This is a genomic window from Bacillus sp. 103mf (assembly GCF_900116295.1).
Taxonomy (GTDB): Bacteria; Bacillota; Bacilli; order Bacillales; family Bacillaceae_G; genus Bacillus_A; species Bacillus_A bruguierae.
In genome coordinates this window covers 438,241-450,984 of sequence record NZ_FPAF01000001.1, presented here as the reverse complement: position 1 = coordinate 450,984, position 12,744 = coordinate 438,241, and the positions used below count along the sequence as shown (strand labels likewise).

The window sequence follows — 12,744 nt, the reverse complement described above, 5'->3', positions numbered from 1 at the left end:
GGGAAACGAGATGTCAATTGAAATTAAAACGAAGTACGGTCAAATTGATATTAGTACAGATGTAATTGCAACAATTGCTGGAGGCGCTGCAGTAGACTGTTACGGCATCGTCGGTATGGCTTCTAAAAACCAATTAAAAGATGGATTGACAGAAATTTTACGAAAAGAAAACTTCACTAGAGGCGTTATTGTTCGTAAAGACGAAGATGAAGTACATATTGATATGTATATTATCGTGAGCTATGGTACAAAAATTTCAGAGGTAGCACATAACGTCCAAACGAAAGTGAAATATACACTAGATCAAACGGTAGGACTAGCAGTAGATTCTGTAAACATCTACGTACAAGGAGTTAAAGTAATAAACTTGTAATGTGCATTAAGGAGGAAGAACTGTGTCAATTCAAAAAATTGATGGAAAACGTTTGTCACAAATGATCATACAAGGAGCAAATAATTTAACAAACAATGTTCAACTTGTTGATGCTTTAAACGTTTTTCCAGTTCCAGATGGCGATACGGGTACAAATATGAACTTATCAATGACTTCAGGTGCGCGCGAAGTGAAAGGAAATCCTTCACAACACGCTGGTAAAGTCGGAATAAGTTTAGCCAAAGGATTATTAATGGGAGCGCGTGGTAACTCAGGTGTTATTTTATCTCAGTTGTTCCGTGGTTTTTCGAAATCCATTGAACAAAAAGAAGAATTAACAACAATTGATTTTGCTGATGCGTTAGAAGCAGGCGTAGAAACGGCATATAAAGCAGTTATGAAGCCAATTGAAGGAACAATTTTAACTGTTGCAAGGGAAACGAGTAAACATGCAATCACAGTTGCGAAAAAACAGCGCGACTTTGTTTTATTTATGGAAGAAGTTGTGAAAGAAGCGAATGCATCATTAAATCGTACACCTGATTTATTGCCTGTATTAAAGCAAGTTGGTGTTGTAGATAGCGGTGGGAAAGGTCTTGTTGTCGTTTATGAAGGATTTCTAGCGGACTTAAAGGGTGAAACAATCGCTTCTAATCAGCCAACACAACCATCTATGAACGAAATGGTACGTGCAGAACATCACCGTAGTGTACAAAGTCAATTGAGTACAGAGGATATTAAATACGGCTACTGCACAGAATTTATGGTTAAGTTAGACGATGAGAAAATGAAAGAACATAATTTCTCTGAGCAAAAATTCCGCGAAGAGATTAGTGTGTATGGTGATTCATTGCTTGTTGTATCTGATGATGAAATCGTAAAAGTTCATATTCATGCAGAGCATCCTGGAGATGCGATGAACTACGGACAACGTTATGGAAGCTTAATTAAAATTAAAGTAGAAAATATGCGTGAACAACATACTGCTTTATTAGATGAGCCTATGGCGATGCATGTAGAAGTAAAACAACCTGCTGAAAAACAGCCTTATGGAATTGTAACTGTAGCAATGGGTTCTGGTATTAAAGAATTGTTTGAAAGCATCGGTGCGACGGTAGTTATTGAAGGCGGTCAAACGATGAATCCAAGTACAGAAGATATTGTAAAAGCGATTGAAGAAGCAAATGCAGAAAAAGTTATTATATTACCGAACAATGGTAATATTGTAATGGCTGCAGAGCAAGCAGCTTCTGTAGTGGACCAAGAAGTAATTGTTGTTCGTTCAAAAACAGTTCCACAAGGTATGGCAGCGATGCTTGCTTTTAATCCAGCAGGAACTCTTGAAGAAAACGAAGCGCAAATGAACGAAGCGCTTGCTCATGTGAAAACGGGCCAAATCACGTATGCGGTTCGTGATACAGAAATTGATGGTGTAACAATTAATAAAGATGACTTCATGTGCATTGCAGATGGGAAAATTGTATCTACAGATGTAGAAAAAATTACAGCTGCGAAAAAACTGTTAGAAAATATGCTTGATGAAGATGCAGAAATTTTAACAATTTTACAGGGTGAAGATGCATCAGAAGAAGAAGTAGATGAATTAGTAACATTTGTAGAAGAAAAATTTGAAGATGTAGAAGTGGAAGTTCATAATGGAAATCAACCTTTATATTCTTTCATTTTTTCTGTAGAATAAAGTTTTATTTCGTTTAAAATGTACTTACTCTATAATGAGATGAACTAATATAAGTGATGAGAGGGTCTTGCTAATAGATATGGTGAGGCTCTCTTTCTTTTGGGGAATAAAGTGAAACTTCCATCTGTATGGTTTTCTTTATCTCGTATTAACGGGCAGGGCATTTTTTGCTACATGCGAGGTTAAAACAAAAGGAGAAAGCAAGTAGCGGTCATGTTGTATTTTGCGTAGCAGGACTTATATGTTGGGAAATTAAAATGAATATATATGCGACTAGGGGAAGGTGAAATGACTACTATGCTTTCTTGATGCTATGGTAGAATAGGAGAGGTAGTGATTGCATATTCAAAGTGAAAATGAAAATATGTAATCTATTGTTGAGATATAACCTGCAAGTAAAGAAGATGAGTGTTATACATGAAAGGTTAGGAATAAGATTTGACGGGGCGTGAAGATCTTGGGTGAAGTGGTGCAAATTCCAATTACGGATGTGAAAGGGATTGGAGAAGAAACAGCTGTATTACTAAATGAGATGGGGATTTTTACGGTTTCTGATTTACTAGAGCATTTTCCGTATCGTTATGAAGACTATGCGATGAAGGATTTGGCTGAAGTTAAACATGAAGAACGGGTAACTGTGGAGGGAAAAGTACATAGTGCACCTCTTTTACAATATTATGGAAAAAAGAAATCTCGTCTTACTGTACGTGTTCTCGTTGGGCGCTATTTAATTACAGCTGTATGCTTTAACCGACCCTACTATAAGCAGAAGTTAAATATTGATGAAACGATAACGATATCTGGAAAATGGGATCAACATCGTCAAACGATTTCGGTATCTGAACTTCACTTTGGGCCGGTTGTTCGTCAACAAGAAGTAGAACCAGTATATTCAGTTAAGGGTAAATTGACAGTAAAACAAATGCGTCGCTTTATTGCGGGGGCGTTTAAAGAGTATGGTTCTTTTGTGAAAGAAGTGTTGCCAGAAGGATTGTTGTCGCGTTACAAATTATTATCTCGCTATGAAGCACTATATGCTTTGCATTTTCCTAGTGGACAAGAAGATATGAAACAGGCGCGTCGTCGCTTTGTATATGAAGAATTTTTCTTGTTTCAATTGAAGATGCAGGCACTTCGTAAAATGGAGCGGGAAAGTTCGAAGGGAACAAAAAAAGACGTATCTCTTGAACAATTAGAAGAGTTTATAGGAGCCCTTCCTTTTCCGTTAACGAATGCGCAGCAGCGTGTTGTTACAGAAATTATGAAAGATTTGGAGTCCCCGTATCGAATGAATCGTTTACTACAAGGTGACGTAGGTTCTGGAAAAACGGTAGTGGCTGCAATTGCTTTGTATGCAGCGAAATTAGCTGGATATCAAGGGGCATTAATGGTACCGACAGAAATTTTAGCAGAGCAACACTATCAATCGTTAGTATCTATATTTTCTCATTTTAATATGAATATTGAATTATTAACAAGCTCTGTAAAGGGAGCGCGTCGCCGCGAGATACTAGCTAGACTAGAACAAGGAGAAATTGATATTCTCGTCGGAACTCATGCTTTAATTCAAAATGAAGTCATATTTCACAGGCTTGGGCTTGTAATTACGGATGAACAACATCGCTTCGGTGTAGCGCAGCGTCGTGTATTGAGGGAAAAGGGGGAAAATCCTGATGTTTTATTTATGACAGCAACGCCAATTCCTCGTACATTAGCAATTACTGCGTTTGGTGAAATGGATGTATCAATTATCGATGAGATGCCGGCAGGTCGTAAAGTCATTGAAACATACTGGGCGAAACATGATATGTTTGAACGTGTTCTTGGATTTGTAGAGAAAGAAGTAAAAAAAGGACGACAAGCGTATGTCATTTGTCCATTAATTGAAGAATCGGAGAAATTGGATGTGCAAAATGCAATTGATTTGCATAGTATGTTGACTCATCATTATCAAGGGAAATTTCAAGTTGGTCTGATGCATGGCCGCCTTTCTTCTCAGGAGAAAGATGAAATAATGCACCAATTTAGCGAAAATAAAGTGCAAATTCTCATTTCGACAACAGTTGTAGAAGTTGGTGTGAACGTGCCAAATGCAACAACGATGGTTATTTATGATGCAGAGCGTTTTGGGTTATCGCAACTTCATCAACTTCGTGGTCGTGTAGGACGTGGCAGTGAACAATCTTATTGTATTTTAATTGCTGATCCGAAATCGGAAACAGGAAAAGAACGTATGCGTATTATGACAGAGACAAATGATGGATTTGTCCTATCGGAAAAAGATTTAGAATTGCGTGGTCCTGGGGATTTTTTTGGGAGCAAGCAAAGTGGTTTACCTGAATTTAAATTAGCTGATATGGTACATGATTATCGAGCGTTAGAAACAGCAAGGCAAGATGCTGCGCTACTTGTTGATTCGACTGCGTTTTGGCAAAGTAAACAGTATGAAATGCTGCGTAGATATTTAGAGAAATCAGGGGTTTTTCAAGGAGAAAAGCTAGATTAAAGCGCAATACGTAAAAAAATGTTGCATTCTGTATTTAATGCTTATATACTACTGTTAGTACCTAGTCATAAAAATGGATGGTGCGGAATGAAAAAGAGAAGGAAAAAAGAAAGACAAGAGTTATTACAACAAACAATAGAAGCAAATCCGTTTATTACGGATGAAGAATTAGCTGAACAATTTCAAGTGAGTATTCAAACAATTCGTCTTGATCGTATGGAACTTTCGATTCCAGAATTACGAGAACGAATTAAACATGTGGCAACAAAACAACATGAAGAAGATGTAAAATCTTTACCGCTTGATGAAGTGGTAGGAGAAATTATTGATATAGAATTAGATAGACATGCGATTTCTATTTTTGAGGTGAAAGAAGAACATGTCTTTAAACGTAATCAAATTGCTCGCGGGCATCATTTATTTGCACAAGCAAACTCATTAGCTGTTGCGGTTATTGATGAAGAATTAGCTTTAACTGCGAAGTCTACCATTCGATATATTCGTCCTGTAAAATTAGAAGAGCGTGTTGTTGCGAAAGCACGTGTTGAAGATGTAGAGAATGATAAAGGACGGACGGTTGTCAAAGTGCGTAGTTTTGTTGGAGACGAACTTGTATTTACAGGCACTTTTGAAATGTATCGATCTAGTAATTATAGTGAGGAAGGTAGTAACTTATGAGAATCGCAATAGATGCAATGGGCGGCGATCATGCACCGAAATCTGTCGTACTTGGAGCAATGAAAGCAATTAAAGAATATTCAGATTTACATATTACGTTAGTTGGAAAAGAAGACGAAATTCGTAAGTATTTAACAAGTGAAGAGCGTATTACGGTGCTGCACACAGAGGAAGTAATTGAAGGAACAGACGAGCCGGTACGAGCAGTGCGTCGGAAAAAACAAGCTTCTATGGTACTTGCTGCGCAGCAAGTAAAAGAAGGTGCCGCTGACGCTTGTATTTCAGCTGGGAATACAGGGGCTCTTATGGCAGCTGGATTATTTGTGGTAGGACGTATAGAAGGGATAGAGCGCCCTGCTCTTTCTCCTACGATGCCAACAGTAGATGGAAAAGGCTTTGTTATGCTAGATGTTGGTGCGAATGTCGATGCGAAAGCAATTCATTTATACCAGTATGCTGTAATGGGATCTGTATATGCAGAGAAAGTAAGAGGGATTTCTAATCCTCGCGTAGGTCTTTTAAATGTAGGAACTGAGGATGGAAAAGGAAACGAGCTTTCTAAACAAGTCTTTGCAATGCTAAAAGATGCGCCGCTTAACTTTGTTGGAAATGTAGAATCACGAGACTTATTACAAGGTGTAGCTGATGTGGTTGTTTGTGACGGATTTACTGGAAATGTTACCCTTAAAACGTTAGAGGGGACTGCAATTGCATTATTCTCTATGCTAAAAGAGCAATTGATGAGTTCATTTACAAGCAAGCTAGCGGCAAGCGTATTAAAACCAAAACTTAGGGTGTTAAAAGATAAAATGGATTATTCAGAGTATGGAGGAGCAGCTTTATTTGGATTGAAAGCTCCTGTCATCAAAGCGCATGGTTCTTCTAATGACCAGTCGATTTTTAGTGCGATTCGTCAAACTCGAGAAATGGTAGCGAAGGAAGTTATTCCTACTATTACGAGCGTAATGGAGGAGGAACCGCTTCAATAATGAGGAGGGTTTGAAATGGGAAAATTGGCATTTCTTTTTCCAGGACAAGGTTCACAAGCAGTTGGAATGGGAAGACAATTAGCAGAAAATCATGAAGAGGTTGCGAAAGTTTTTCATCAAGCTGATGAAATTTTAAAAGACTCTCTTTCAACACTTATTTTTGAGGGACCTCAAGAAGCGTTGACATTAACAATAAATACGCAACCGGCATTGTTAACGACAAGTATTGCAATTTTAAAGGCATTGGAGCAGTACGATATTACACCAGATTATGTTGCAGGACATAGTTTAGGTGAGTATAGCGCACTAGTGGCAGCAGGTGCTATGTCATTTGAAGACGGTGTATACGCTGTAAGAAAACGTGGTGAATACATGGAAGAAGCTGTGCCAAGTGGTGAAGGTGCAATGGCGGCTATTATGGGAGCAGATCCTGATATGTTAAAGCGGGTAACTGAAGAAGTAACGCGTGAAGGTTATCCCGTTCAAGTTGCGAACATGAATAGCACAAAGCAAATTGTAATTTCTGGTACAAAACAAGGTGTAGAATTAGCTTCAGAAAGAGCGAAAGAAAATGGTGCAAAGCGTGCAATTCCACTGCGTGTTAGCGGTCCATTTCATTCGTCACTTATGAAACCGGCAGCTGAGAAGTTTCGAGGTGTGCTAAATGAAATTAAGATCGAGGATGCGGAAATTCCAGTTATTGCAAATGTAACAGCAGATTGCATTACGCGTAAAGAAGACATTCAAGAAAAGTTAATTGAGCAACTTTATTCCCCTGTATTATGGTACCCATCCATTGAACGTATGGTGGAGCTTGGTGTAGATACATTTATTGAAATTGGACCTGGAAAAGTTTTAGCTGGTCTTATGAAATCAATCGCTCCGTCTACGAAAGTATATGCAATATACGATGAGGAAACGATGAAAGATACCATTTCAAAACTGAGAGGAGAAGGCTAATGTTATTAAAAGACAAAGTTGCATTAGTAACGGGAGCATCTCGCGGAATCGGCCGTGCCATCGCATTAGATTTAGCAAAACAAGGTGCAAAAGTAGTTGTAAACTACGCAGGAAACGAAATGAAAGCAAATGAAGTTGTTGATGAGATTAAAAATTTAGGTTCAGAAGCAATGGCAATAAAAGCAAATGTTGCTAGTAGCGAAGAAGTAGCTGACATGGTAAAACAAACTGTTGATACATTTGGCCAAATTGATATTCTTGTAAATAACGCTGGCATTACGAGAGATAATTTGTTAATGCGTATGAAAGAGGAAGAATGGGATGCGGTTATTAATACAAACTTAAAAGGTGTCTTTTTATGTACAAAGGCTGTATCTCGTTATATGATGCGTCAACGTCATGGGCGCATTATTAATATCGCTTCCGTTGTCGGTGTTACTGGGAATCCAGGGCAAGCAAATTACGTTGCAGCAAAAGCTGGTGTAATTGGATTAACAAAAACTGCAGCAAAAGAGCTGGCAAGTCGTAATATTACAGTAAATGCGATCGCTCCTGGATTTATCGTAACAGATATGACAGAGGTATTGGCGGAAGATGTGAAGAACGAAATGTTAAAGTTAATTCCAATTGCAAAATTTGGAGAAGCAGAAGATATTTCAAATGCAGTTGCCTTTTTAGCATCAGATGCGAGTCGTTATATTACTGGACAAACACTTCATGTTGACGGCGGCATGGTAATGTAAGAGAAGAAACTGTAGAAATAGGTTGATTTCATCTCGTTTTTCTGTACAATATTAAATATAATGTCTTGAGAAGAGCGGATGAATTTAAAAAAGTAGTAGTTTGTCTATACTTTTTAAAGGAGGTGAATGAATATGGCAGACGTTTTAGAGCGTGTAACGAAAATCATCGTAGATCGTTTAGGAGTAGACGAAACAGAGGTAACACCAGCTGCAAACTTTAAAGAAGATTTAGGTGCTGACTCCCTAGATGTAGTAGAACTTGTGATGCAACTAGAAGATGAGTTTGAAATGGAAATTTCTGATGAGGAAGCAGAAAAGATTGCTACTGTTGGCGATGCTGTGACTTACATAGAGAGTCATCTATAATGCTTGATGAAGTCCCGTTTATATACGGGGCTTTCTCAGCATATATACCTGGAGGGACCTATGCCGTACAGAAAGTATAGAGATAAGAAGCATGAAGCTAAATATCGAGAGGCTTTTAAAAAGTTTCAAGAGAAAATAGGTATTACATTTACAAATGAAAAGTTGTTGATTCAAGCATTTACGCATTCATCCTATGTGAATGAGCATCGGAAAAAGCCACATGAAGATAACGAGCGTCTTGAATTTCTTGGAGATGCGGTATTAGAACTGACAGTTTCGCAATATTTGTTTCAAAAATATCCGACAATGAGTGAGGGAGAATTAACAAAACTTCGCGCTGCTATTGTATGTGAACCTTCTCTCGTTCGTTTTGCAAATGAGCTATCATTTGGAAATCTTGTCCTTTTAGGAAAGGGAGAGGAAATGACAGGAGGGCGTGAACGTCCAGCGTTATTAGCGGATGTCTTTGAAGCGTTTGTTGGCGCACTTTACCTGGACCAAGGTTTGGACAAGGTATGGGGATTTTTAAAAACAGTTGTTTATCCGAAAATTAATGAAGGTGCTTTTTCTCATGTGATGGATTTTAAAAGTCAACTCCAAGAGTTAATTCAGCGTGATGGTAGCGGGAATATAGAATATCAAATTCTGCAAGAAAAAGGACCAGCTCATAATCGAGAATTTGTATCGCGCGTTACATTAAACGGCGAATCATTAGGTCTTGGAAGTGGGAAGTCTAAGAAAGAGGCAGAACAGCATGCTGCCCAAGAAGCGTTGGAAAAATTAAAAGAGCACTTATAGCGAATCCCCCTTATACTTAGGGGGATTCCTTGTGCATAAAGGGGGAAAGTCTTTCGTGTTTTTAAAGCGGTTAGAGATAGTTGGATTTAAATCTTTTGCGGAACGTGTTTCGATTGACTTTGTACCAGGCGTAACGTCTGTAGTAGGTCCAAATGGAAGCGGGAAAAGTAATATTACAGATGCAATTCGTTGGGTACTTGGTGAACAATCTGTAAAGTCGCTGCGCGGTGCGAAAATGGAAGATATTATTTTTTCTGGAAGTGATACACGTAAAGCGTTAAATATTGCAGAAGTAACATTAACATTAAATAATGAGGACCAACGTCTACCAATTGAATATAACGAAGTAAGCGTAACGAGACGAGTATATCGTTCTGGGGACAGTGAATTTCTTATTAATAAACAGTCTTGTCGTTTAAAAGATATTGTTGATTTATTCATGGACTCCGGTATGGGGCGTGAAGCGTTTTCTATTATTAGTCAAGGTAAAGTGGAAGAAATTTTAAGTAGTAAAGCAGAAGACCGCCGTAGTGTTTTTGAAGAAGCGGCTGGTGTGTTGAAATATAAAATTCGCAAGAAGAAAGCAGAAGGGAAATTAGCAGAGGCACAAGATAATTTAAATCGTGTAGAAGATATTATTCATGAATTAAGTACACAAGTAGAACCTCTTGAAAGACAAGCTTCTATTGCGAAAGATTATCTAGAGAAAAAAGATGAACTAGAAAAAGTCGAAGCGGCATTAATTGTGTATGAAATTGAAGAATTACATGAAAAATGGGAAGCGCTTCGTGAGCAGTTTGAACATAACAAAGATGAAGAAGTGGAGTTATCGACACTGCTTCAAAAAAATGAAGCGGATTTAGAAGAAGTGCGTGGAAATGTACAAGCTATTGATGAGTCTGTTCAATCTTTACAAGAAGTTCTTCTTCTTTCTAGTAAAGAACTTGAAAAGTTAGAGGGACAACGTGAACTGCTGAAAGAAAGAAAGCGCAATGCAACAACACATTGTGCGCAGTTAGAAACACTCATTCATGAATTAACAGAAAAAGTTTCTGCATATGAAGGAAGTGCCATGCAAGGAACAGGGGAATTAATGAAATTAGCAAGTCATGTGAAAGAGTTAGAACAGAAGTTACATGACAGCGAACAATTGTTGTCTACATATGAACAAAATTTGGATGAGAAAATTGAACATCTAAAAGGTGATTATATTGAACTTTTAAATCAACAAGCTAGCTATCGAAATGAACTTTCTATGTTAGAGGAACAATTTAAACAGCGAGATTTCAAAAATCAGCGTCTTGATAAAGAAAATGAAAAATATGTGCAGATGGGCATAGCGATTGCACAGCAAAAATCAACTTTTGTTGAAAAATATGAACATATAAAAGATCAAATCACAAATCTGTTGTCGAGCATGCAGCAAACGGAAGCTACGCTTGGGAAATGTAAAGAGCAATATAGTGAAAATGAGACCAAGCTGTATCAAGCATATCAATATGTTCAGCAAGCTCGTTCTCGTAAAGAAATGCTTGAAGAAATGCAAGAAGATTATTCGGGCTTTTATCAAGGTGTCCGTGAAGTATTAAAGGCGCGTGACAGCAAGTTGCATGGTATTGAAGGTGCGATTGCAGAGCTTCTTACTGTACCGAAAAAATATGAAGTGGCGATGGAAATTGCACTTGGAGCAGCAATGCAGCATGTGGTTGTACAAACAGAAGAACATGCGCGCCGTGCAATTACATTCTTAAAGCAAAATCGCCATGGCCGTGCGACTTTTTTACCACAAAGTGTTATAAAAGGCAGAGCGCTTAATATAGAGCAACTTCGTATTATAAACCAGCATCCTTCATTTATAGGGATAGCTTCGGAGCTTGTACAGTATGATAATAAATATGAAAATGTGATTACAAATTTATTAGGTACAGTAATAGTTGCCTGTGATTTAAGAGGAGCAAATGAATTAGCAAAGCAGCTGCAGTATCGTTATCGTATTGTTACATTAGAAGGAGATCTTGTGAATCCAGGAGGTTCAATGACAGGCGGTGCTGTGAAGCAAACAAATTCTTCTTTATTAGGACGTCAACGAGAATTGGAAGAGTGGAATGAAAAGTTGATAGATATGGAAGAAAAGACTGAGAAGCTAGAGAACTATGTTAGAGCGCTAAAACAAGAAATACAAGAAAAAGAAGTGAAGTTGAAGGAACTTCGACAATATATTGATGAAAAGCGTGTAGACGAACAAAAGTACAAAGAAGAAATGAATCAGTTAGAGCTAGAAGAACATCGCATTAAAGAGCGTTTATCTATTTATGATTTAGAGCTAGAAGGATTTTTGCAAGATCAAGCAAAGATACAAGGGCGAAAAACTGAGATAGAAGAAACGCTTACTGAGCTGCAAGAAAAAATTATGCAACTCGATATAACGATTACAGAGTTAACAAAACAAAAGAGCGAGCAGCATTCTTCGAAGGAAAAAGTACAGAAAGAGATTACAGAGCTAAAAGTACAAGCAGCTGAAGAGCAACAACGATTATCAAACCAAAAAGAGACAGTAGAACGCCTTACAAAAGAACGAGATGAAACGAAAAAGAATCTTATAAAGACAAAAGAAGATTTAGCATTCTTAAAACAAGAAATGACATCGAATTCTAGCGGCGAAGAACAAATTACAAGTATGATTGAAAAGAAAACGCACGATAGAAATCAAACTGTGGAATTAATTAGCTCACGCCGTGAACAACGTCTTGATTTACAAGGACGGTTAGAACATCTAGAGTTAGAGGTAAAAGAAGCAAAACGTAGGCATAAATATTTGCTTGATGTATTAAAAGATCAAGAAGTGAAAATAAATCGTTTAGACGTGGAGTTAGAAAATCGCTTGCAACATTTACGGGAAACGTATACCATTTCTTTTGAAGCTGCAAAACAAAAATATACGATGACAATGTCTAGCGAGGAAGCTCGTAAAAAAGTGAAATTAATTAAATTATCCATTGAAGAACTCGGTACAGTAAATATAGGTGCCATTGATGAATTTGAGCGGGTATCTGAGCGTCATACGTTCTTATTAGAGCAACGGGATGATTTGCAAGAAGCGAAAACAACGTTGCATCAAGTAATTGACGAAATGGATGAAGAAATGAAAAAACGTTTTTCTTATACGTTCGAAGCAATTCGCACAGAATTCCAGTTCGTATTTAGTGAATTATTTGGCGGTGGGCGTGCAGATTTAGTTATGACAAACCCGAAAGATTTATTAAATACAGGAATTGATATTGTTGCACAACCGCCAGGGAAAAAGTTACAAAATTTAGGTCTTCTTTCTGGAGGAGAACGAGCATTGACAGCTATTGCGTTGCTATTTGGTATTTTAAAAGTTCGTCCTGTACCGTTTTGTGTACTTGATGAAGTTGAAGCCGCACTAGATGAAGCGAATGTTGCTCGCTTTGCGCAGTATTTGAAAAAATTTAGTAATGAAACGCAGTTTATTGTTATTACACATCGAAAGGGTACGATGGAAGAATCTGATGTATTATACGGTGTAACGATGCAAGAGTCTGGTGTGTCCAAGCTTGTTTCCGTTCGTTTGGATGATGGAGAAGAGCTTGTTACGAGCAAATAGGAAGGAT

The 12,744-nt window shown here is 37.8% G+C and carries 10 protein-coding genes; all 10 read left to right on the top strand.

The features are described 5' to 3' along the window. The first annotated feature begins 10 nt into the window (after positions 1 to 10). A complete protein-coding gene (locus tag BM350_RS02170) occupies positions 11 to 373 on the top strand; it encodes an Asp23/Gls24 family envelope stress response protein (RefSeq protein WP_000021111.1) in 363 nt (120 codons plus the stop codon). 22 nt (positions 374 to 395) lie between these two features. Continuing rightward, entirely contained in the window at positions 396 to 2,072 is a 1,677-nt protein-coding gene (locus tag BM350_RS02165; RefSeq protein WP_090912710.1) for a DAK2 domain-containing protein, read from the top strand. A 457-nt stretch (positions 2,073 to 2,529) separates the two neighbouring features. Next, on the top strand, positions 2,530 to 4,578 hold the full coding sequence (gene recG, locus BM350_RS02160) for an ATP-dependent DNA helicase RecG (RefSeq protein WP_090912712.1): 2,049 nt from the start codon (positions 2,530 to 2,532) through the stop codon (positions 4,576 to 4,578). A gap of 87 nt (positions 4,579 to 4,665) precedes the next feature. Next, positions 4,666 to 5,256, top strand: coding sequence for a transcription factor FapR (gene fapR / locus BM350_RS02155; RefSeq protein WP_090913673.1), 591 nt, complete (start codon positions 4,666 to 4,668; stop codon positions 5,254 to 5,256). Continuing rightward, positions 5,253 to 6,245, top strand: coding sequence for a phosphate acyltransferase PlsX (gene plsX, locus BM350_RS02150; protein ID WP_090912714.1), 993 nt, complete (start codon positions 5,253 to 5,255; stop codon positions 6,243 to 6,245). Before fapR ends, plsX begins: the two co-directional genes overlap by 4 nt. Positions 6,246 to 6,260: 15 nt before the next feature. Beyond that, entirely contained in the window at positions 6,261 to 7,205 is a 945-nt protein-coding gene (gene fabD, locus BM350_RS02145) for an ACP S-malonyltransferase (RefSeq protein ID WP_090912716.1), read from the top strand. Then, positions 7,205 to 7,948: a 3-oxoacyl-[acyl-carrier-protein] reductase gene (gene fabG / locus BM350_RS02140; RefSeq protein WP_090912718.1), complete on the top strand. Its 744-nt coding sequence runs from the start codon at positions 7,205 to 7,207 to the stop codon at positions 7,946 to 7,948. Before fabD ends, fabG begins: the two co-directional genes overlap by 1 nt. A 132-nt stretch (positions 7,949 to 8,080) precedes the next feature. Beyond that, positions 8,081 to 8,314, top strand: coding sequence for an acyl carrier protein (gene acpP, locus BM350_RS02135; protein WP_020059185.1), 234 nt, complete (start codon positions 8,081 to 8,083; stop codon positions 8,312 to 8,314). Positions 8,315 to 8,374: 60 nt separating this feature from the next. Next, on the top strand, positions 8,375 to 9,112 hold the full coding sequence (rnc, locus tag BM350_RS02130) for a ribonuclease III (protein WP_090912720.1): 738 nt from the start codon (positions 8,375 to 8,377) through the stop codon (positions 9,110 to 9,112). A 55-nt stretch (positions 9,113 to 9,167) separates the two neighbouring features. Continuing rightward, on the top strand, positions 9,168 to 12,737 hold the full coding sequence (gene smc, locus BM350_RS02125; protein ID WP_090913675.1) for a chromosome segregation protein SMC: 3,570 nt from the start codon (positions 9,168 to 9,170) through the stop codon (positions 12,735 to 12,737). Positions 12,738 to 12,744 lie beyond the last annotated feature (7 nt).